This is a genomic window from Paraburkholderia sp. BL23I1N1, from assembly GCF_003610295.1.
Classification (GTDB): Bacteria; Pseudomonadota; Gammaproteobacteria; order Burkholderiales; family Burkholderiaceae; genus Paraburkholderia.
Genome location: NZ_RAPV01000001.1, coordinates 3394722 through 3417180, shown reverse-complemented (window position 1 = coordinate 3417180; position 22459 = coordinate 3394722). Strand labels below are relative to the sequence as shown.

Genomic DNA, 22459 nt, shown 5'->3' with positions numbered 1-22459 from the left:
TTCGCCTGGTGATTCGGCGAATTGTGAATCTGTTCACAGAGTAATTGGCTCGAAGATGTTGTCCGGCCGCTGTGGCAAAGACATACCCATGACCGCTTTGCGAGACCGCTGGACGCCTCGTAGAGCTGGCGTGCGCGATTGCGTGACGCTGGTTCGCCCGGCTCCAAGGGTGTTGCGTTCGTCGTATCGCGCTGGACGCCCATGACTTCGGGTGTCGGGCCTGCCACACCTGCCTACAAAAGATTGACCTTGCAAGTCGAGATCGGCAGGAGACGGCCGTCCGTGGTAAAGCTCGGGCAGCTCCGATAGCAAGGCTTTCTCATGAGATGTCCGCGCAACTGGGCCGACGTCGTCGATATCAGGTAGCTCAAAAAATATCCGTCCGTTCGAGAGACAGCGTGACCGCCTGTTCGTCATGCGCAGTGAGGCCGGATTCTGAATCTATTTTTTAAACATGTAGTAGTACGAATGCATAGGAGATTCATATGCAAAGAACTGACTATTTCATCGCCGCCAGGAACGAAGTGTTTCTGGGCGGATCGGCGCAACCGCCGACGAACGATCACAGGCCGTACCGCGCTGTGTCGCCCACGAAGTCCTGAATGCGGGCTCTTCGAGCCAACCTGACCCAGCACGTAACTCCGAGGTGCCACCGGCCATGCCACATTCAGGTTCGGCGGCGGTTCCAGATCTCGAACGGGTGGTGCAGTAGAGCGGCAACGCGTCGTTACTCTGCCCATCGAACATGCAAGGATCAAGCCGGTGGACTACTACCCTGCAAATTCGTTCTCTCCCGCTCCCAACACGGAGCGTGGTCAACTCAGCGCGGGTGCAATGCTGACGCTGATGCGGGATCACATCTGGGAAATCGTGGGTACAGCAGTCGTCGTGCTGGGCCTGGCGGTGGCTTATCTACTCATTGCAACGCCGATCTACTCCGCCGACGTGCTGTTGCGTGTCGACCCACCGGAACCTAATGCGCTCGGTCTTGCCTTGCAGAATCAGGAATCTCTGCCACCGCCCTCGCCATCGCCGGTGACTGAAATGGCCGTGATACGCAGCCGCGCGGTACTCGAGCCGGTCATTGAGAAATTCCGCTTCGACGTATCGGTGACGCCGCACAAGATTCCTTTACTGGGGGACATCGCGGATAAATTTGCCACGCCGGGAGAGCCGGCGGCGCCCTGGCTCGGTTTGAAGTCGTATGCATGGGGCGGAGAGCGCGTTCAGATCGGTTCGCTGGATGTGCCGCAGGATATCGAGGAAGAAAAACTGACCCTGATCGCCCGCGCAAATGGCGCGTACGAGTTGCGAGGTCCGTCGAATCATCTCCTCATAACGGGCACAGTGGGCGCGGCCGTCCGGAGCAATGGGATTTCCATGCTCGTTAAGCAGTTAGACGCGCGACCAGGCACGAAATTTCAGGTCATTCGCTGGAACGAGCTCGACGCAATCAAGCAGTTTGGCAACCTGGTGAAGGTCGGCGACAAGGTGAAGGACTCCGGCCTTATTCAGATTGAGTACGCGGACAAGAGTCAGGGCAAGGCCACTGAAGTCGCCAATGCGTTGGGAGAGCAGTACCTGACTTATGCCATTACCGCCCGGCAAGCCAATGACACGACCACGCTGGCCTTCATTAACGGCGAGCTTCCCGGTTTGCTGGCAGACCTCAGAAAGGCTGAGGATGCATTGAAGCGTTTCCGTGGGGCGTCGCAGTCCATGCAGCCGACGAGCGAAGCACAAGCGTATCTCCAGGGCGGTTTGGACATTGACAAGCAGATCGCGACGCTGCAGATACAGCGTACGCAACTTCTGGATCGCTACACGGCGGATAGCCGCTGGGTGCAGACTGCCGACCGGCAAATCGCGCAATTGCAGGATGCGAAGGCGCAATTCGACGGCCATTTTAATAGTATGCCGTCGTCCGAACGTCAGAGCGTCGATCTGCTCCGCGCGCAGAGAGTGGCGGAGACGATCTACCTCGGGATGGTCCAGAAAGCCGAGCAATTGCAGGTTCGGCGCGCCAGCACGACCGGTGGCGCGCATATCCTCGACGGCGCGATCAGACCTCATCGTCCGGTCAAGCCGCAGCCCGCAATCGTGCTTTCTGGGGGCGTGGTACTCGGACTCCTGGCCGGTGTCGCACTGGTTTTCATGCGCCGCCATGTGATGACCGGCGTGACCGATCCGAGGTACGTGGAAAGTCGCATGAGCGTGCCGGTCTTCGGCGAGATCCTGTTCAGTCAGCAGCAGTTGCTGCTTGACCGCCACGGCGCAGCGCGCAAAGCATTGCCGGGTTCGGGAGGACGTACTAGTGAGCCAATTCCGCGAAGTGCAGCCGATATTCAGTTTGTTGGCGGTGCAGCCGGAATGGGGGGCGCCGCATCTCGTATGGCCGACAACACCAGAGTTCTCGCTGCGCGGTTTCCGAACGACACGTCGGTCGAGGCGCTTCGCGCCGTGCGCACAGCGGTGGCGCGCGACCTTGCCCACGCGCGCAATAACCTTCTGATGGTTATCGGCCCGACCCCTTCCGCGGGAAAGAGCTTTGTTGCGGCGAACCTCGCGATCCTGCACGCGGAGATCGGCTCGCGCGTCCTCCTGATAGACGCCGATATGCGCCGGGGCCACCTTGCCTCGTTGTTCGGCGGAAGCAATCGTGGCGGTCTTTCGGAGGTGCTCTCGGGCCGGTTAGGTGTACGTCAGGCATTGCGCTCAACAGGCATCGACGGTTTGACGTTCCTGTCGTGCGGCATACGACCGGAGAATCCTGCCGCGTTGCTCATGAAATCGCATTTTAAAGAGCTATTGGCGCGACTCGCCGGGCAGTACGACATGGTGATCATCGATACGCCGCCATTTCTCGCGGTCACCGACGCTTCCATCATCGCGATTGAAGCGGGCTCGTCCTTGCTGGTCTTGCGCTCGGGGATGCAGAGCGAGCAGGAAATTGCGGACACAGTCAAGAAGATGGAGCGCGCCGAAGGGCGCATTGCCGGTGCCGTCTTCAATGGTATTCCGCTACTGCGAAGCACACGAAATTACGATTACGTGACGAACTATGCCAGCGATTTTGGCGATCTCGAAGCAACGCATTGATCGTGCCGGCCGCAGGTGATTTTCGGCCAGATGTTGCGTGACGCCGTCAAACGGAGAAGCCGATGTCCTTTGCAATTAACGGAAAGTTCACCTCTCAGGCCGTGACCGGCGTTCAACGTGTGGCGTACGAACTCACCCGGGCCATGCAGATGAGCGCAACGCCTGGAGGCGAACTGGACGTTTTCGTGCCTCAAAACGTAGTCGAGCCCGGCACGTCCCTCAAGCGGAAACGGTGCTTCCCGTGGCTGCGCGGCACGCTTTGGGAGCAGATCACGCTGCCCATTGCAGCGAGAGGAATGACGCTTCTCAATCTGTGCAATACCAATCCGCTTTTCAAGCGTGGGCAAGTCGTGATGGTTCATGACATGGCGATCTACGATGTACCGCAAGGCTTCTCCAGGAAGTTCCGGCTCTGGTACCGCGTTTGCTTCGCGATGCTGCGGCGAACGGAGCCGATGATTCTGACGGTCTCCGCCCACTCGAAGATGCGGATCTGCCATCACCTGAAGGTTGATGAGTCGCGTGTCACGGTTATAACGCCCGGTGCGGATCATCTGGACCGGGTCATATCGAATCCGGCCGTCATGAGGCGTTTGAACCTTGTAAAAGACGCGTACTGCGTCGTTGTCGGCAGCCTTGATCCACGAAAGAATCTGCAACGTGTTCTGGATGCGACCGATAGGCTTGGGCATTTGAAGGACGTGAAGTTCGTCATTGTTGGCGGTCGAAATCAATGCATCTTCAATAGCGAGGAAATGGAGCTTCGGACCCATTCCAACCAGATTGTCTGGGCGGGTTTTGTGTCGGATGGCGAGTTGAAATCGCTGTATGAGAACGCGGCTTGCCTAGTCTTTCCCTCCTTGTACGAAGGGTTTGGACTGCCGCCTCTCGAAGCGATGTACTGCGGTTGTCCGGTGATCGCTTCTTCGCGGACCTCGATACCGGAAGCGTGCGGCGACGCCGCCATGTATTGCGACGCGACCTCGGCGGACGATATCGCGGCGAAGATTTCCCGCATGATGGCCGATGCGGAACTGCGGCAGCGTTACCGAACAATTGGCGTGGCCCACGCGCGTGAGTTTCGCTGGGAATACTCCGCGAGCAAGGTGCTGCAGGTTCTGTACGGCCATGCCGGGGGGCGCTTGTCGGACCTGGCGCCCAGCGCGTCGGTGGGCTAGTTCATGTTCGTGGCCAGGCGAATGGACCGAGTCTCGAGCGTTGCCGGCAGACGGCGGGCGTTGCGCACACTCGCCGCACTCGCGGGAGCGGTGATACCGCTCGCAAGTAGCAAGACTGCGCTGTCATTGACGTCCGAGTCGCGGTCCTTGAGCGTGCGTGGTCGCAGGATGACGGAATTGATCGGCTCGAATGGTTGGGCTGGCGCGGCCAGCGATGTTCAGATGTGGCGTGCAATGGGTATCAGTTGGGGGCGAGGCTCGGTTGGCCCTGGCCAGCCGGATGGGCCACAAGACGTCATGCGCATCGACAAGACCAGTTCTGCGTTCGATAGCGAATTGCCGCCAGCCTTGATCGCGAATGACCGCAATGGAATCGGCTCGCTCCTGCAACTCGGCTATACGCCGGGGTGGAACGCGAGCGTGCCGGGTGACCCCAATTCAGCGCCGATGGACGTGGAGGTGTGGGAGCGATATGTCGATGCAGTAGTTCGTACGTACTCCGCACCGCCTTATAACCTGCGCCATTTCCAGATCTGGAATGAAGCAGCGGGCAGGTTGTCGGGCGGACTGGCTCAAGCGACATTCTGGCATGGCCCGGATGCCGATGGGAACGAAAAGAGCTCGAAGCCGTACGAGCGCGCCATGCAGGATTACGTCGAGCGCATTCATATTCCGGCTGCGCGCATCATCCGCCGTTATCACGCGTACGTTGTCTACGGTGGATGGCCGGACCAGGGCGGCCTCGACAACTTCCGGAGATGGCTTGAGTACAGGAGCCCGGTGCTGAAGGAGCGGATGCTGGATTGGGTCGATTACATCGACACGCACTATCTCCCCGTCGCCGATCTGGATTCCCTGTATCAGCAGTACGTCAGGAACGGGCCCGCGCGAGGTATCTGGCAAACGGAAATCGGTGACGGGTACATGAAGGATCCGCACTATTTGCCGCGCTATTTCTTCGACTTTGCGGTGTGGGCGCTCGACAGAAACTGGGACGACCCGAACAAATATCTGTCCATGGTTTACCACTGGGATGGTTATGAACCTTTCCGTCTGACGCATCGTGGCCCGCCCACGCGGACTTACAACGTATCCGGGCGAAGCCTGGTCGTTCTGAATCGGACGGCGAACGGATCGTTAGCAAGTTTTTCGAAACCGTTGCAATTCGATCCAGGCGCCTCTGGAAGTGCATTGCTTTCTGGCCATGACGTCGTGATGCAGGTCAGCGCGGATCCCGGTTGGCAATCGGTCACCGTTGGCGGACTCAAACCGCCGTCTTCAGGTAATGCACGAGTGGATTTCATCGACGCGCTGAACGGTACGGCAAGTGCCCGCGACGACGTTGCCCTGGCGTGGAACGACCAGAGCCTGAAGGTTCGCTTCAAGGTGCCGGATCGAGTCAATGGGGCCGACAACAAGCCGCCTAAGCACCTTGCCTATGTCGTTGTTCGTGGAGTCGCGTAGCGAATCGGATCACTCAAGGTGCTCCTCAACGCGTGTGCATTTGAGTGCTTGCAGCATGTGTCGGTCGTTTCACGGTCGTCGAATCTCGATTGATCGAACCTTTGGATGGCGTCGAAATATCATGAACCACGTCACTGTTGTGATCTGCAATTACAACTACGAGCGTTATCTGGCCATGGCGATCGAATCGGCGCTCGCGCAGGACTATCCGGCGACGCATGTCGTGGTCATCGACGATGGCTCGACCGACGGGTCGCGCGCGATCATCGAGAAGTTCGGGGCACGCGTCTCATCGATACTCAAGGAAAACGGCGGCCAGGTGTCCGCTTACAACCAGGCGATCGAGGTGCTTGCAACGGAATATGTGATTTTCCTCGATTCCGACGATGTCCTGTATCCGGGGGCGGTCTCCGAAGTGATGCGGCGCTTTGCAACCGGTGATTGGACAAAGGTGCAGTTTCGCCTGGACGTCATGGATAGCACGGGTGCGCTGACGGGCGCTTATGTGCCCCACGTCGAGCCCCCCGCGGATTGCGGAAAGCTGTTGCTGGGCGGCTGGCTCTATCCGTCGCCGCCTGCCTCGGGTAACGCATACAGGGTGAGCGCACTCAGACGCATTTTTCCGGTTCCGGAAGCGGACATCAATCGCTACGGCGCGGACTTCTACGCGATCTACGGCGCGGCACTGGTAGGTCGTGTCGCCGCGGTGCGAAAGTCGTTGGGGGGTTACCGCGTGCATAACGCGGGCAGCGCGACGGTGTCGTTCGCAAACTCGGAGCAGCTCAACAGAGCGCCGGAAGCCGTCAACCTGAGATGGGCAATCTTGCGGAATATCGCAAGGACCCGGCTCCAGATGGAGCTTGCGCCCACTTTTCACGATTTTGCACTCGAGAAGGCTCGCTTCTGTTCAGGCGTCTATCGGGCGACGCTCCAAAACCGGTGGCGCTGGATGATGCGGGATTCTCGTCACTATTTGCACACCATCGTTGCGAATCCATTCTGGAGTCGTAAGAAAAAGCTCGGCGCGCTTGTCCTGTCGAGTCTGTGTCTCGTCCCTTACTCGCCACTTTCTGACTTTGTGGTGCGGTATATCGCCAACCCGCTTGCCCGCCGTCGCGTGGCTGGGCGCTGAAGTCCAGAACGCGTGCATGGAGGGCGGCATGGATAGACGAAAGAGCGTTCGGATTATCGGGTTTGTCTACGGTGGCTATTTGATGAGGTACGTGTACCTCATCATCGTGGTGCCGTTTTACGGCAGGATGCTCGGTGTAGCCGGGTACGGTCGGGTACTGGCGTCGATGTCGCTCATGAACGTGATATGGATGCTCGTTAACTACGGCTTTAGCCCCGTCGGCATGCGCGACGTATCGAAAGCGCAATCGGAGCAAGAATGCAACGACATCTTCTCGTTGCATGTGAGCGCGCGCATTGTGCATGGCGTGGTGGGTGGATGCATAGGCGTGGTTGCCACGCTGTGTTCGCCTGTCATGTCCGAACGTCCTCTGATCGGTGTGCTGGCTACGCTGCTGGGGATCGTGTCCGGCATGAACCTCGGTTGGCTGTTTCAGGGGCGTCATCAGTTTCGAACCCCGATCATCATCGAGGTGTTTGGCTTTCTCCTGAGTCTTGTGCTGGTCTTGACGCTCGTAAAAGGACCCGATGACGCGGTATGGGTGCTTGCGAGTCTTCTGATCGCGGGTGTGGCGTCCTCGATCGTTTCCTACGGGCTCACGATCTATCAACTGGGCTGGCCGCGTCTCAGGTTGGCAGGCATCGTTCCTCTCGTGCGAAATTCGACGATGCTTTTCCTTTACTCGTCCGGGTCGGTCGTATTCACGGCATCGTCCACCTACCTGTTGACGTTGTTGTCCACGCCCGATCAGGTTGGCTATTTCGGCGCGGCTGAACGCTTCGCGACGATCGCGCTCGCGCTGATGGGACCGGCCGCACAGGTGTTCATTCCCACCATCACGCGGCAACTCGCACAGGGCGACGTGCAGGGCGCGCATGAAACGACCCGGCGTGGCGCGACCCTGCTGATGGGATACGGATTGCTGATTTTCTGTGGCGCGCTAGCGCTGTCACCGTTCGTGCTGCCTTTGATCCTCGGCGCCTCCTTTGAACCCAGCGCGCACGTCCTGCAAATTTTTGCGTGGATGTTCCCGTTCGCTGCGTTTAACGAGTTCGTGGCGGGTTACGTATTTGTACCGCGAAGGAAGGATCGTCTGCTTGCCGCCGTGGGCATTGCGTCGGGTGTGATCAATCTTGTTGCGGCGCTCGTCCTGGCGCCTCTGTACGGCGCGATTGGAATCGCACTCGCTCGAGTGATTGGCGAGGCGATGTTGTCGGTCATGCTGATGGGCGTCGTGATTCGCCTCGAGCTGGTGGGTCTCGTACCGGGCGGCGAGCGGGCGCTAGGAATGATTCGGGGTGCATGCGGTTTCCGACCCCCGACACGTGCTGCAAAAGACGAGTGAATTTCGGGGGTGGAAGGAAAAGGATGTCGGTCGCAATCTCACAGGAGGTCGAAGTGAAAGTCGCTATTGTTCACGATTGGTTGGTGGTTTCGGGCGGTGCGGAAAAGGTGCTGAAAAATATCATCGAGTGTTTCCCGAAAGCGGACATCTTTTCGATCGTCGATTTTCTGGAGGACCGGGATTGCGTGAAAGGGAAATCCGTCAAGACCTCCTTCATTCAAAACATGCCTCTAGCGCGCAAACGTTATCGTGCATACCTGCCGTTGATGCCGATCGCGATCGAACAAGTCGACCTGTCTGGCTACGATCTTGTCATTTCCAGTTCGCACGCGGTTGCGAAGGGTGTGCTGACGGGACCGAACCAGGTCCACATCAGCTACGTCCATTCACCCATTCGCTATGCCTGGGACCTACAGCATCAATACCTCAACGAATCTCATCTGAACAGCGGCATCAAATCTGTGATGGCGCGCATTCTGCTTCACTACATTCGTGGCTGGGATTCGCGCTCGGCCAATGGTGTGGATCATCTTCTGGCGAATTCGCAGTTCATTGCCCGGCGGATCAGAAAAACGTACCAGCGTGAAGCAACCGTCATCTACCCGCCGGTCGATCTGGCAAACATGACCATGGGCACGCAGAAGGATGATTTTTACGTGACGGCGTCACGCATGGTGCCGTATAAACGTATCGATCTGGTGGTACGAGCCTTTTCACAAACGCCTGAGCGCCGGCTCGTGGTGATTGGCGACGGCCCCGACATGAAGAAGGTCAGGGCGGCGGCTGGCGAGAATGTGACGATCCTGGGTCACCAACCGTTCGAAGTCCTTGTCGATCATTTGCGACGCGCTCGTGCGTTTGTGTTTGCCGCGGAAGAAGACTTCGGTATCTCCGTGGTGGAAGCCCAGGCATGCGGAACTCCGGTCATCGCATTCGGCAGAGGCGGTGCGCTCGAGTCTGTTATCGGTCTGCCGCTTGAACGGCCAACCGGCGTGTTCTTTGGTGAACAGACGCCGGAGTCTTTATTGGCAGCGGTCGGCCGGTTTGAGCGCAATGCCAATCTGTTCGATCCTCGGGCATGCCGTAGAAACGCGGAGCGTTTTTCGTCGGAGAACTTCAAGACGGCGCTGACGAACTTCATCGACTCCCGACTCCCATACGGGGGCCTCGAACACTTTCTCCCGTACCCGGTCATGGGCCAACTACCCGTCAATCAACGTCATCATGCCGACGTCGTGTCATGAGCGAAAATGAATGCGCTAGCGGATCCGACCCAGGATGGCCCTGACAGACGGCATATGGCGATGGATTGCTGGCGAGTGAGCATCGATCAAGCCCTGAAGCGGCGCCTCGTGCCCATAGGCAAGCGTTGAGACGAGCAAAAGGCTGAAGGTGAACCCGACCGGCCTGAAGCGCTCAAACTCGACGTTGATGGCGGCTCGCAAAAAGAATACGGCGACAAGCGTGCCGAGAACCCAGCCGGTAATTGCTTCCGGAAACGAATGGGAGTGATCCATGACCCTGGCGAAACCGGTAAGCGCCCCAATGGCCATACCGGCACCGACGCCTGGGAGCGGCGGCAAACGCCACCATTTCATCTGGAGGGTAATCGCTACCGTCCACACGGAAGTCGACAACATGGTGTGCCCGCTAATCACGCGGAAATCGGTAGCCGGGATGGATATGCCCCAACCGGCATAAAGCAGAGATTTTTTTGGTTGGCGATCGCGGCTACTGAGGCGTGAACTGGCCGGTCGGGGCCAGTCCGCGATCGGTAATCAAAAAAATGTTTGTGCTAAACCGCTCCGCATGCGTTCGCTTCTATGGGCATTGAATGAACGGCGCGGTGATTCGCGATAGCCGGCGCGTGGCCATCGCACGCCGGAAGTGGGCGGTCTGAGAGAGCCGGTTGCGCGAAGACAGCGGGAATGCGCGGGTCAGCGGGCAGACAGTGCGCAGTTTCGCGGCATTGTGATGGGGCGATGACGCCAACGCGCGAGCCGGTTCGCGTTGGCCGCAGGAGGAAGACCAACGTGCTGGGGGCTGATGCTGATGCCGGTCAGTGTCCATGGCTGGGATCGGGTGGCGCCCGCGGCATGATGCCAGGCGTGTCGCCAGGCAGCGCGCCTTCGATGCGGACCATGTGGCCCTTGCCACACACGGGGCAATCGCGCAGTGACCTGCCGGTGAGCCGCTGGTAATGGTCACGGTAGTCTTCTGCGAGGACGGGTGACGCAGCGGCGGGCGGCTCGACGCCGAGCAGCCGCCGGCAGGTGGCGAGGCGCGCCGCCCGGTGGCAGTTGGCGAGCCACCCGTAGCTGCGGATGCGCTTGAAGCCGGTGGGCAGCACGTGCAGCAGGAAGCGGCGGATGAACTCGTCGGCGGTGAGCGTCATGGTCCTGTGGCGGGCTTCATGACGGTAGTCCTTCCACTGGAACAGGACCGAATCGCCATCAAGGCGCAGCAACCGGTTATTCGAGATGGCGACGCGATGCGTGTAGCGGCCCAGGTAGTCGAGTACCTGGGCGGCGCCGCCAAACGGTGGTTTCGCGTAGACGACCCACTCCGCGTGGACAGCGGGCGCGAGCCAGGCGGCAAACGCTCGCGGTTCACGCAACGGCTCGAGCTGGCCATGCAAGCGCAGCGCGCCGGCGTCGAACGCGCGACGCAGCTGGTCGAGAAAGAGCCGCCGGAAGAGCCGCGAGAGCACCCGCACGGGCAGGAAGAAGCCTGGCCGGCAGGCGATCCAGCGGTCACCGTCCGGGGCAATGCCGCCGCCGGGTATCACGCAGTGCACGTGCGGATGGTGCAGCAGGTTCTGCCCCCACGTGTGCAGGACCGAGAGGAAGCCGATTTCCGCGCCCAGGTGCTTCGGGTCGGCGGCGATCGTGCGCAGCGTTTCGGCGCTGGTGCGAAACAGGATGTCATAGAGCACCTTGTTGTTCTGGTACGCGAGCGCGGCGACGGCCTCGGGGAGTGTGAAGACGACGTGGAAGTACTCGAGCGCGGGAAGCAACTCGGCGCGCCGGCGTTCGAGCCATTGCGCGCGGGCAAGCGACTGGCACTTCGGACAGCAGCGATGGCGGCACGAGTCGTAGGCAATGCGCTGATGGCCGCAGGTATCGCACTGCTCGACATGACCGCCCAGCGCGGCGGTGCGGCACAGCTCGATGGCGCTCATCGCGCGGCGCTGGGCACGACTGAGGGCGCCGGCATGGGTCTGCCGGTACTTTGGGCCGCAGCGGCGGAAGATGTCCGCCACCTCGAGCGCCGGTCGCATCGCCGGCCTCAGAAGTACTCGGGCGCGCTCGGCTGGGAGGGAACGGGTGCGGGATGCGGCAGCAGGTCGAAGGGACTGGTGGTGGCGCACACGGTGCTCGTGGCCAGTTTGAGATAGCGCGCCGTGGTCGCCATGCTGCGATGCCCCATGAGCAGCTGGATCCGGCGTACATCGGCACCGGTTTCCAGCAGATGCGTGGCGAACGCGTGCCTCAAAGAATGTGGCGTAACGGGTTTCGTGATGCCGCTGCGCTCACGTGCAAGCTGGCATGCGTCGCCCACGGCATGGCGGCTGATGGGCCGCCCCGGAATGCTGCCTGGAAAGAGCCATTCCCTCGGATGGGCGTCGTGCCAGTACAGTCGCAGCACCTCGAGCAGACGCGGCGAGAGCATTACGTAGCGATCCTTACGGCCTTTACCCTGACAGACACGGATCATCATCCGCTGGCTGTCGATATCGGTGACCTTCAGATGCACGACTTCGGAGACACGCAGGCCGGCCGCATAGGCCGTCATCAGGATGGCGCGCTGCTTCAGGCTGGGAATCGACTCGAAGAAACGCGTGACTTCCTCAAAGCTCAGGATGACGGGCAACTTCACGGGCCGTTTGGGCAACGGGAAATCCTCGTCACTCCAGTCCCGCCTGAGCGTGATGCGGTACAGGAAGCGCAGCGAGCCTACGGCCAGCTGGACACTGGCTGGCGCGAGCTTGCGTTCGTTGGTCAGGTGGATAATCCAGGCGCGGATCTCTTCGGGACCGAGCACCTCGGGTGAGCGCCGAAAGTGTCGGGCGAAACTGGAAACCTGCAGGAGATAGGTCTTCTGCGTGTTGACAGCAAGGTTGCGGATCTGCATGTCGTGCAGCATGCGTTGGCGGAGCAGTGTCATGGCGAACCTCCAGGAGACAGGGGATGGCATGCCCGGTCGGGCACCTCCATGCTGCTCCTGGCCGCCTGCTCGTCCCTTCCTCGTGGCCCGGCATCCGATAACCGTCCTGACCGAACGCCAGGCACTGACCTCCGCTTCCCTCCCACTACCGCGTCAGCGGTTTAGTACAGATAATCTTGGTTGCACCGACGATAGCCATTCCCCCGGCGAGCGCACCGACCAACTGCCATGCCAGGCGGACGTTGAACCGCGCCAGCCAGCAGATACAGATCGCGGCGACGGGCAACGTCACGGCGGCATCGCCTATGTTGGTGAACAGGGTCCACATGGGATTTTCTCTTCTGCGTTTTCGCCGGCGCGTGGTTGCGCTCAGCGTGGTACGCCGTCGTTCGACTTCTGCTGAAGATGGTTGATCGCGGCGGTGTTGACCGACCGCGCTGCCAGCAGCAGGGAGATAACGAGAGCAAGGATCAGTACATTCGACGGCGAGACTAGGCGATGTTCGGTCGCGGCCATGACAAGCAGGCAAACTGATGAAATTTCAACAAACCTGAAGGCGGCGAAGTTCTGTCCGCCGCCAAACAGCGCAGCGGCGGCTGCACCGTGTTTGCTCCATTCGATCAGTTTCCAGTAGAAGCTCAGCATCAGAGCAAGACCGACTACGCCAAGTTCCGCAAGGAAGTTCAGGTATGAATTGTGAGCGTGCGAGTCGCTATGTTCGATGATCATGTCCGACGGTACGCCCAACAGATGAAAGTAAGAAGTCACACTGCCGATATGATCGTCGAATGAGCCGAAACCGAGGCCTACGATCGGGCTCTGCTCGAAGTACGCAAGCGCCCGCGGCCATAGCCATTCGTAGCGAATGTCCAGGTTGGCGACCTTGGCATCCTGATTCTCGATGGTGAAGGTGTAGCCCATATAGTCGACTCTTGGATCCGTATGGTAGATCGCCATTGCGATAGACCCGGCGATCAGACCGGCAATCAGGGTTGCCAGCATCCAGCGTTTGCGGCCGAAGTAGAGGTAGGGAAGGACGACAAGAGCACCCAGCAACGAGCCTCGGCTATAGGTGGAGAACAACATGAGTGCATTGGCTCCGAGCAGGGCCAGCAGCAGCTTGCTGCGCCTGTGCAGGTAGCATGCGATACCCAGGCAGAACAGCATGGCGAAGAACCCGCCTGCCGCATTGCGTGCAATGAAGTAGCTTCCAAAACTGTCGTCGGGACGCGCCAGGATGCTGAGCAAGCCATTGTGGATGACGTAGTAAGCGTAGGGCGGCAGATTGATCAGCACCGCGAACACGAAAAACGTGCGAAGGACTTTATTCAGGTCCCAACGGTGCGTATACAGGCAGCCGGCAAAAATAGGTGCGTACGAGATGAGAAAATTGCCGTCGCGCCGATAGAAATCGAATTCCAGGAACGACCTGGGATCGTAGAGCAGCGTGGAGATCACAACCAGTAAAGTGAACGCGGCGAGCGGCGTCATGAACGTGGGGTAGCTGCGTCCAAAAAAGCGCCAGGGACAAAAGACGAGCGGGACGAGTCCGGCCGCGCTTACGGGGACCAGATTGGTGACCGTCAGGAACAGTGCAAGGAGCGATATGTAGGCCATTGCGGCTCCAGAGAATTGTCCAGATAAGCGTCAAGGTAAGCGTCCAGATAAGCCGGTGGCGTGCGGTCTTCGAAGGCCACGCCGAGCCCGTAGCACAAACATGGAGTCGGACGCCAAAAGTCAGCATGTTACGGACAACAGACAATATCGGTGCACTACCGTTCACACCAAAGTATCAACTCGTTCACATGAACGGTATCACGGCTATAAATTGATTTCCAACCCGCTCGTCTCGCGCAGCGTGTAAATCGAGCCTGTTTCGTGCGCTTGCGAAAGCAGGTCCAACGGCCACGGCCAAAACCTCCACGGTTCGCGCCAGAAATGTTGTGGTGCAGCGTAGCCTGACTATGATGAAACACATCGAGTACTGCTCTGCGGCGTCAGCTTGCCGGTAGAAAGCCGATGCGTGGCGTTACTGTTGAACGTCATGCAGTTGCGATCGGCCGCGATGCTGACCACGCTTTCCGGTCGGGCCAGATTGACGGTCAACGCGTGCACCTTTGTCACCGCGAACTGAACCGATGGCTTTGTCCGTCTGATACGGTCGTTCTGTCATTGATCACACAAGAAGCCTGCAGCGCGATTGACGATGCAATGCATCGCGCGTGGACGTGAGGATTTCGTTCGCCAGCGGGTTTCAATGTAAAGGAGCTTTAAATGAGCAAGGTTACGGTAAGTGCTGGCGAGATAGATCACGAAGCGATCGATCAGGTTGTGGCGGATTATCCGCCGCTCGTGCAAGTGATTCTTGCGGGTGGCTCAGGTACGCGTCTGTGGCCGGTGTCGCGTGAGCAGTTTCCGAAGCAATTGATCGACGTGATCGGTAACCAGACGTTGCTACAGGCCACGATGGGACGAATGGCGGGCTTCAGCTCGACGTGGGAGATCGCCGCGGATCCTCTCATCGTGTGCGGGGCAGAGCATTACTTCGCGACTTACGAGCAGGCTCGGGAGATTGGGGTGAATGCGCGCATTATCGTAGAGCCGGCTCGTCGGGATACGGCACCGGCTCTCACGCTTGCCGCGCTGGCGGCATGTACGGGCGGGCAGGATGCCATTCTGGTCGCCATGCCCGCGGACCACGCCATTGCGAATCTCGATGCGCTTCATCAGTCTATCGATATTGCCGCACGTCATGCGTTGAACGGCAAGATCGCGACGCTAGGCATTCCGCCCGATCGCGCCGACACGGGATTCGGTTATATCCGCCTCGGTGACGCGTTCCCGGATGGGGCGCATCGTATCGAGCGTTTTGTCGAGAAGCCGGCCGTGGAACTCGCTGCGCAATATGTTGAATCCGGCAATTACTGGTGGAACAGCGGCATGTTCGTGGTTCGATCGTCAGTCTGGCTGGCTGTTATCGAACGGTTCCAGCCCGAGATGCATGCTGCGTGTGTCCAGGCTTATCAAGGTGCCAAGAAGACGGACGAATGCGTCATTCCCGATGCCACTGAGTTCCTGCGTTCGCCATCCGATTCGATCGACTACGCTGTGATGGAGCAGGTTTGCAAGCCTGATTCGCCATTCAGCGCAATCGTGGTGCCGCTCGAAGCGGGCTGGTCGGATCTCGGTTCATGGGACGCGGTCTGGCAGGCGATGGAAAAGGACGAGTGCGGCAACGCTTCGAATGGGCGCGTGGTGTTCGAAGGCGCAACCGCCACTTATGCGCGCTCGCAGGGTGGCAGGCTGGTTGCGTGTGTCGGCACGAACAACATGATCGTGGTCGATACCGACGACGCCGTGCTGGTTGCAGACCGCTCACACGTGCAGGACATCAAGGGACTGGTGTCGCGCATCAAGCGCGAGAAGTCGCCAGAAGCCGACGCGCATAGAAAAGTCCGTCGGCCATGGGGCTTCTACGATTCGATCGACCATGGCGACCGTTTCCAGGTGAAGCGAATCGTCGTGATGCCGGGCGCGCGCCTGTCGCTGCAGATGCATCACCACCGCGCGGAGCACTGGGTCGTCGTGAGCGGCACGGCCCTTGTCACTCGCGGAGAAGAGCAGTTCCTTCTCGGCGAAAACGAGTCGACCTACATCCCTCTTGGCATACGCCATCGTCTGGAAAATCCCGGCTGCGTACCGCTTCAGATCATTGAGGTTCAGTCGGGCACGTATCTCGGCGAAGACGACATCGTCCGGTTTGACGACCAGTACGGACGGTGCGGCTGAATCAGCTCGCGTGACTAGGTGCGTGTCTTTAGGGGGCTGCGATGCGGTTGATTACTGGTCTAATGGCAAGACTGTTCGACGTGGCGATGATCCTGACCGGCGCACTCGTGGCCTCGCGGATCCGCTTCGACGATGCTTCTCAACGAGGTTTCTATTTTGCGTTCGTGGCTTTCGCCGCGGCGTTTTCGTTGGCGGTGTTTCCGACGCTCGGCGTGTATGAATCCTGGCGCGGGCGGTCCAAAAGGACGCTGGTGGGGCAAGTCGCGCTCGGCTGGCTAGTCGTGCAGGCCTGCGCGATGGTGCTGATGTTCTCGTTACATCGCATCGACTTTGTCTCGCGGCTCTGGTTTGCCTACTGGACGGGCATTTCCGGCGGGTTGATGATTGCCGGCCGCATGGCGACACATGCGCTGCTCGGCCGGGCGCGCAATGCGGGCCTGAATTTGCAGCAGGTTGCCGTGGCAGCGTGCGGAGAGCATTGCGACGAGGTCATTCGCAAGATGGAGAGGAATCCGGCGGCTGGCTTTCGGCCTAATGCGCTGTATAACGTACGGTCTGATACCACGGCAGCAACCACAACAGCGGTGCGTGTCTTTGACGAGCATGCGAGCTTTGCTCGACACGTTCGTGAAAAACAGATCGGCGAAGTCTGGTTGGCATTGCCGCTGACCGAGGAGCGCACGATTCTCAAACTGGTCAATGAGTTTCGCAATGATCTGATCAACATACGTTTCATGCCCGATGTGCGTACGTTGGCTCTGTTTGAAGGAAGCGTGACAGACCTGTTGGGTGTGCCGACCATCAATCTGGCCGCCTCGCCGTTGCCGCCCAATGCCATAGTGCAAAAGGAATTGTTCGATCGCCTCTTTGCACTGGGTGCGCTGATTGCGGTGTCGCCCATCCTGCTTGCGTGTGCAATCGCGGTTAAGCTCAGTTCGCCCGGACCGGTATTTTTCAAACAGCGCCGGAAAGGCGCGGACGGACGCGTCTTCACCATCTTGAAGTTTCGCACCATGCGCCTGCATGAACAGAAGCACGGCGTGCTCGAGCAGGCTACACGCGGCGACCCGCGTATCACCAAAGTGGGTGGATTCCTTCGTCGCACGAGCCTTGATGAATTACCGCAGTTCTTTAACGTGCTACGCGGCGACATGTCCGTAGTGGGGCCTCGCCCTCATGCGCTTGAACACGACGATCTCTACCAGAACATTGTCTCCGGCTACATTCATCGTTACCGCATCAAGCCCGGCATTACTGGCTGGGCGCAGATCAACGGCTTTCGCGGCGAGACCGATCGCCTCGAAAAGATGGAGGGCCGTGTCGCACATGATTTGTATTACCTCAGGAACTGGTCATTCAGACTTGACGTAAAAATCATTTTCGCGACTGTATTCAAGGGGCTTCATCATCCTAACGCTTACTGAGCTTAGATCGAGGTCCCAGTAATACAGTACAGGAAGTAGGCATGAGTCGAATAGCTGCGGGATCGAAATGATGTCATTCGATGTTGAGCGCGTAGTCAGACGGTCGTTAAAAAGGGCCGCGCAATTCAAGTTTCACCGGGATCAAGGCGCCCAGGCCGGGCGAGTTCTGCAGTCTCTGGAGCAGAAGTACGGAAAGGCCGACCCGGCGAATCTGAAGCTGGCCGATACCTATGCGCGCGACGTGTTTGGGAACGCCGTCTACGCGCCGTGGCTCCGCGTCTACACCGCGTTCAGTAGAACGTTCAAGGAAGGGTGGATTCCGGACAACTACTACGGGAGCGTGGTGGTGCCCAGCATGAAAGGCTCTTACGGAAAGCTATCCGACCTGAAGTCGATATCGCGGCCGATCTTCGGCAGCGACGCGTTTCCAGACGTCGCCTATTTCGCCAATGGCCTGTTTTTCACGGACAAAAACGTTGTGATTCCAGAGCGTGAACTCGAGAGCGTCGTGTTCGGGCAGGGCGAAAGAGTCGTGTTCAAGCTGGACGGCTCCGGGCAAGGCAAGGGTGTGACCATCTTCAATAGAGAGGACTTCGACCGCGAAGCCATCAAATCGCTTGGCAATGGCGTTATTCAGAAATTCATCACTCAGCACCGCGTGTTCAATGTCTTTGCTTCAAAGCCGGTTGCCACGTTGCGCTTTACCACGGTTGTGGACAACGCCGGCGGTATCACGATTCGAGCCTGTTTTTTGCGGCTCGGAAGAGCGGAAGATACGCATGTTCAAAGTGATCGCGATGTCTGCGTACCGGTCGATCTGACTACCGGCGAACTGGGTCGTGAGGGTTACATGAATGACTGGGGTGCGACTGAAGCGCATCCAGATTCCGGAGTCCGCTTCTCGGGCGTCAAAATCCCGGCATTTGCGCAATGCGTTGCGATGGTCCTCGATCTGCATCAGAAGATCCCCTTCGCCCGATGCATAGGATGGGATGTGACCGTCGATGCGGACGAAAATGTTCAGGTCATGGAATGGAACGGCGAACACAACGACGTGAAGTTCAGTGAAGCCACGCAAGGACCGTGTTTTTCGGACTTGAAATGGGAGCGGCTAATCACTGTGGCTTGATTGGGCAAGCCGCGAGGGCGTGGTCACTGGCGATTCAAAGCCCCATACGGAGACAGGACGTGAGCGAACGGTTATGGTGCGTCCATATCGAAGGACTAAACGATTTCATTGTCGCCGATTCTCAGCGAGCGGCCGAGCACGAGGCGTCGGCGATTAACGCGTACCTGGACAGCGCCGAGACGGGCCCGCGCGCGACAGTCTTGAGAGCGGTGGTGGTCGAGTGGCCATTCGACGCCGCCGATCATGCGCGTGCGTTGGAAGAAGACTGGCGTGACCTCCAGCAGATGCCGCACAGACGACCGTCTGTGAAGAAGTCCGACGGTGTGTTCGTGAACATGGCGCGACGTGTAAAAAAACTGGTGTCGGTGGCGCGTAGTAAGTAGCGCCTGACATTCATCCGCAATGCCGTTCTTTTCTGCAACGGCCTCGACGCTTGCCCGGCAACGCGCGGATAAAAAGGACAACCAGCATGGCCACATTCGATTTGAACTCCGGTGCAACAGCGCCCGTTGTTGACGAAGTCGAACTTGTCGATCTTCCCGTTATTGGAGCAATTCCGCGAGAACTGAACGGCGTACTGGTACGCAACGGGCCGAACCCCTTGCGTGGGCGCTTCATAGGAAACAACGTGCTGGACTGGTGGTCCGAAGCTGCCATGCTGCATGGCATCTCGTTTCAGGACGGTCGCGCAACGAGCTACAGGAATCGCTGGGCGCGCACACGGCGTTGGGCAGACGTACACGACCCGGATGCCGCACGGGCTCTGCTCGATACGAATCCAAACGTGAATGTGCTCAATCACGCCGGCGAAATACTGGCGTTGTCCGATGGCGGTGCCCCGCTCGCCATGACGGCCGAACTTGAAACGCTCGGCGCAACCCGCCGTCACAAGGGACTGGCAATCGGCATGACGGCCCATCCCAAAGTTGACCCACAGACCGGCGAGCTCATGAGTTTTCGCGTCGATTGGAAGAAACCGTTTTTGCGCTATGAAGTGACGGACGCGGAAGGTGTGCCAGGCGTCGACGTCGCCGTCGACATGTCATCACCCTCAATGATGCACGACATGGCCATCACCGCTACCCACAGTATCTTTCTGGACCTCAACGTCGGGTACGACTTCTCGATGCTATCCCGTGGCTTTCGGATGCCATTACGTTGGCGCGACGACCATAGGGCTCGGCTGGGTGTCATTCCTCGCCATGGCGGCGAGATGCGCTGGTTTGAAATAGCGCCGTGTTTTATCCAGCATGTGGTGAACGCATACGACGCGGATAAGGCGACAGTTGTTCTGGATGCCGTTCGATATCCGAAATATTTTCGTCTGGAGGCCGATGGCTTCGTGTTTGAGGAAAACCCACCTGGCGTTCTGTGGCGCTACGTCATTCACCTCGACAAGGGGACCGTGACTGAACGACAAATCGCGGATATCTGTATCGAACTGCCTCGCATCGATGAACGGCGAACCGGCCGTTCGTATCGATTTCTCTACGCTGCGGAGCAACCGACAAACACGGAGATTCGGGGTGTCGTTCGCTATGATCTCAGGTCCAATTCGATACAGCGGTACAGGGTCCCGGAAGGCGACCAGAACGGTGAACCGGTATTCGTGCCGCGCTCTGTATCCTCTGGCGAAGGCGACGGCTGGTTGCTCGTCTGCGTTTATCGCCAGGCAACGGATACCACGGATCTGGTCATTCTCGACGGCAAGAATATAAAGAGCGCGCCGATCGCAACCGTACCGTTGCCCAGGCGCATTCCCGCTGGTTTTCACGGGGTATGGTTGCCAAAGAGCTGATAAGCCGCGGCGACGTATGCCGGTCGGTTATGTGCGAATTCCTGAATGACCGCTGGCGGGAAAACGGGCGTCCGCCCTTCCTGACGGAGTCATCAGGAAGGACGAAAAACCACCGGGATCCGTTACATTAAGCCGTTGTCGACACCAGGCTCCCGACCGTTTGCATATGCGAATTTCCCTTAAGGTTGTTCGCGAGCGTCTGCACGAACGACTGCAACGACGTGCCTGAGCTGCTATCGCCGAGTGAGCTCAACAGCGCCTGAAAATCCGTCTGCAGCGTCGACGACTGTGAAGAAGACGAGGAGGAATTGCTGCTTGAGTCCGAGGTACTGGACGTAGTACTCGAACTCGCCGTGCTGCCAGAGCCTGACCCGAGTTCCTGCGCGAGCGCGTTCAGCGCCCCACCAATATCCCCATAGGAAGAAGTCGCGATCGAGTTCGTCGAGCCGCTCGTGCTGTTAGACATGGAACTGTCGCTATTGCCCGGTTGCTGAAGCGATCCTAGTGCCTGAAACAGCGCCCCGAGAAAAGCCTGTAATGATTCGGAAACCGAACTGGTCGACGATGAATCGATCGTGGCGGCGGTGGAAGCAGTGGAAGAGGCTGCGGTACTGGACGTGCTCGAAGAAGCCGTCGTGCTCGACGTACCCGACGTAGCCGTGGTCGACGACGTGCTGCCAATCCCGAGCGCCGACAACGCCGCCTCGAGTGCCGACAACAGCGGATTCGTGTCCGTCGAATTGGCCGAAGAAGACGACGAGGACGTCGCCGCTTCACAGCCACCGCTAGTCGAGCGACGCGTGGCGCCGACAGACAGCAGATTCGTGGTTGCTTGTGAACCACTCACACTTTGTATGCTCATGCTTGATCTCCTTACAAGTTGAGCACTCAGCGTAAGTGATGAAAATATTTCCAAATGCCTGGTAAGGAGGGGATTTCCCTCCCAACTCGGTCATCGGTAAGGCGCGGAAAGTTTCGGTTGGAAAATTCTACTTGCCACGGTATTTAACGTGCTCGATGAATGCGCGCAGTTTGGGCAAGACCTGGTGTCTTCCTGAGTGGTACAGAAAAATCCCCGGCGCTGTGGCGGCGAAGGGCGTCAGCAGCGCTTGCAACCGGCCGTCGGCAATCGGCGCAGCCGCAAGCGGCCCGGGCAATTGCGCAAGTCCCACGCCTTGAATCGCCGCGCCGAGGATCGTGGGGTAGTCGTGCGCGATTAGCGTCCCGGAGACGATTGCCTCAACGGTCTTATCGCCGTCGACAAAGGGCCAAGGTGCGATCGAGCCGTTCGAGCGACGTATGCGCAGGCAGGTGTGGTCACGCAGATCGTCGATGCGCTCCGGCCGGTTTCGTCGACGCAGATAATCGGGGCTGCCAACAACCTCGAATCGGAACGGCGGCGTCAGTCGTACAGCAACCATGTCGGCGGCAATGAACTGGCCCATCCGCACGCCTGCGTCAAACCCTTCGGCCGCGATGTCGATCAACTCCGCGCTGGCGACGATCTCAACCTCGACCTCGGGATAGGCCTGACAGAAGGATGCGATCAGGGGCTGCAACACAGTCGGCACAGCCGCGCTCGGCACCGAAAGGCGCAGCAGTCCGGTCGGCCGCTCCCCGAGTTCGCGCGCAACCCCGCTTGCCGCAACGAGTTCTTCGAAGGCGGGCTTGGCTCGCAAAAGGAATTGTTCGCCGGCTTCGGTCAGGCCGACACTCCGCGTTGTACGTATGAACAGCGCCACGCCTACGCGCGCCTCGAGTGCGCGTATCGTCTGGCTGATCGCCGAGGGCGTCACGCCGAGATCCGCAGCCGCTCTGCGGAAACTGCGGTGCCGGGCAACGCTCAGGAACGCCTCGACACCGTCGAGCGCGCCTTGGCGGACTGTGAAGTTTTGCTTCATAACCCATCAATATTATCGCGAATAGTCGCTCGT

At 59.2% G+C, this 22459-nt stretch carries 18 protein-coding genes; 11 read left to right on the top strand and 7 right to left on the bottom strand.

What is annotated here, in order from left to right:
* The first annotated feature begins 834 nt into the window (after window positions 1-834).
* From B0G76_RS15930 to B0G76_RS15905, 6 genes are all read left to right on the top strand, one after another.
* Window positions 835-3099, top strand: coding sequence for a polysaccharide biosynthesis tyrosine autokinase (locus tag B0G76_RS15930; RefSeq protein ID WP_120293466.1), 2265 nt, complete (start codon window positions 835-837; stop codon window positions 3097-3099).
* Between the two features lie 62 nt (window positions 3100-3161).
* Window positions 3162-4277: a glycosyltransferase family 1 protein gene (locus B0G76_RS15925; protein WP_120293465.1), complete on the top strand. Its 1116-nt coding sequence runs from the start codon at window positions 3162-3164 to the stop codon at window positions 4275-4277.
* A 21-nt stretch (window positions 4278-4298) separates the two neighbouring features.
* Window positions 4299-5741 carry a hypothetical protein gene (locus B0G76_RS15920; protein ID WP_183082065.1) on the top strand — a complete coding sequence of 481 codons (1443 nt, stop codon included), beginning with the start codon at window positions 4299-4301 and terminating at the stop codon, window positions 5739-5741.
* A 121-nt stretch (window positions 5742-5862) separates the two neighbouring features.
* Window positions 5863-6873 carry a glycosyltransferase family A protein gene (locus tag B0G76_RS15915; RefSeq protein WP_120293464.1) on the top strand — a complete coding sequence of 337 codons (1011 nt, stop codon included), beginning with the start codon at window positions 5863-5865 and terminating at the stop codon, window positions 6871-6873.
* 28 nt (window positions 6874-6901) lie between these two features.
* Window positions 6902-8218 (top strand): lipopolysaccharide biosynthesis protein, encoded by a 1317-nt coding sequence (locus B0G76_RS15910; RefSeq protein WP_120296415.1) that lies wholly within the window; start codon window positions 6902-6904, stop codon window positions 8216-8218.
* A gap of 53 nt (window positions 8219-8271) precedes the next feature.
* Window positions 8272-9462, top strand: a complete 1191-nt coding sequence (locus tag B0G76_RS15905) for a glycosyltransferase family 4 protein (protein ID WP_120296414.1) — start codon at window positions 8272-8274, stop codon at window positions 9460-9462.
* Window positions 9463-9477: 15 nt separating this feature from the next.
* On the opposite strand, the gene B0G76_RS15900 is transcribed toward B0G76_RS15905, so the two are convergent.
* The 5 genes from B0G76_RS15900 to B0G76_RS15880 all read right to left on the bottom strand — a co-directional run bounded on the left by B0G76_RS15900 (window position 9478) and on the right by B0G76_RS15880 (window position 14002).
* Window positions 9478-9876: a phosphatase PAP2 family protein gene (locus B0G76_RS15900; protein ID WP_409076716.1), complete on the bottom strand. Its 399-nt coding sequence runs from the start codon at window positions 9874-9876 to the stop codon at window positions 9478-9480.
* 401 nt (window positions 9877-10277) lie between these two features.
* Complete coding sequence (locus B0G76_RS15895; RefSeq protein WP_120293462.1) at window positions 10278-11498, bottom strand: IS91 family transposase; 1221 nt, start codon at window positions 11496-11498, stop codon at window positions 10278-10280.
* 8 nt (window positions 11499-11506) lie between these two features.
* Window positions 11507-12385, bottom strand: a complete 879-nt coding sequence (locus tag B0G76_RS15890) for a site-specific integrase (RefSeq protein ID WP_120293461.1) — start codon at window positions 12383-12385, stop codon at window positions 11507-11509.
* Between the two features lie 145 nt (window positions 12386-12530).
* The gene (locus tag B0G76_RS15885) at window positions 12531-12713 is read right to left on the bottom strand and encodes a hypothetical protein (RefSeq protein ID WP_120293460.1); all 183 of its coding nucleotides are present in this window, start codon (window positions 12711-12713) and stop codon (window positions 12531-12533) included.
* Window positions 12714-12754: 41 nt separating this feature from the next.
* On the bottom strand, window positions 12755-14002 hold the full coding sequence (locus tag B0G76_RS15880; protein WP_120293459.1) for an O-antigen ligase: 1248 nt from the start codon (window positions 14000-14002) through the stop codon (window positions 12755-12757).
* 657 nt (window positions 14003-14659) lie between these two features.
* Between B0G76_RS15880 and B0G76_RS15875 the strand changes: the two genes are divergently transcribed.
* From B0G76_RS15875 to B0G76_RS15855, 5 genes are all read left to right on the top strand, one after another.
* Window positions 14660-16174: a mannose-1-phosphate guanylyltransferase/mannose-6-phosphate isomerase gene (locus tag B0G76_RS15875; protein WP_120293458.1), complete on the top strand. Its 1515-nt coding sequence runs from the start codon at window positions 14660-14662 to the stop codon at window positions 16172-16174.
* Between the two features lie 41 nt (window positions 16175-16215).
* Window positions 16216-17598, top strand: coding sequence for an undecaprenyl-phosphate glucose phosphotransferase (locus B0G76_RS15870; protein WP_120293457.1), 1383 nt, complete (start codon window positions 16216-16218; stop codon window positions 17596-17598).
* Window positions 17599-17665: 67 nt separating this feature from the next.
* Window positions 17666-18727 carry a sugar-transfer associated ATP-grasp domain-containing protein gene (locus B0G76_RS15865; RefSeq protein ID WP_120293456.1) on the top strand — a complete coding sequence of 354 codons (1062 nt, stop codon included), beginning with the start codon at window positions 17666-17668 and terminating at the stop codon, window positions 18725-18727.
* A gap of 59 nt (window positions 18728-18786) precedes the next feature.
* Window positions 18787-19110 carry a hypothetical protein gene (locus B0G76_RS15860; RefSeq protein WP_120296412.1) on the top strand — a complete coding sequence of 108 codons (324 nt, stop codon included), beginning with the start codon at window positions 18787-18789 and terminating at the stop codon, window positions 19108-19110.
* Between the two features lie 86 nt (window positions 19111-19196).
* On the top strand, window positions 19197-20525 hold the full coding sequence (locus B0G76_RS15855; RefSeq protein ID WP_120293455.1) for a carotenoid oxygenase family protein: 1329 nt from the start codon (window positions 19197-19199) through the stop codon (window positions 20523-20525).
* A 127-nt stretch (window positions 20526-20652) separates the two neighbouring features.
* On the opposite strand, the gene B0G76_RS42475 is transcribed toward B0G76_RS15855, so the two are convergent.
* Together B0G76_RS42475 and B0G76_RS15840 are read right to left on the bottom strand one after the other, a co-directional pair.
* Window positions 20653-21387, bottom strand: coding sequence for a hypothetical protein (locus tag B0G76_RS42475; RefSeq protein ID WP_147394054.1), 735 nt, complete (start codon window positions 21385-21387; stop codon window positions 20653-20655).
* Between the two features lie 127 nt (window positions 21388-21514).
* Window positions 21515-22426, bottom strand: a complete 912-nt coding sequence (locus B0G76_RS15840; protein WP_120293452.1) for a LysR family transcriptional regulator — start codon at window positions 22424-22426, stop codon at window positions 21515-21517.
* Window positions 22427-22459 lie beyond the last annotated feature (33 nt).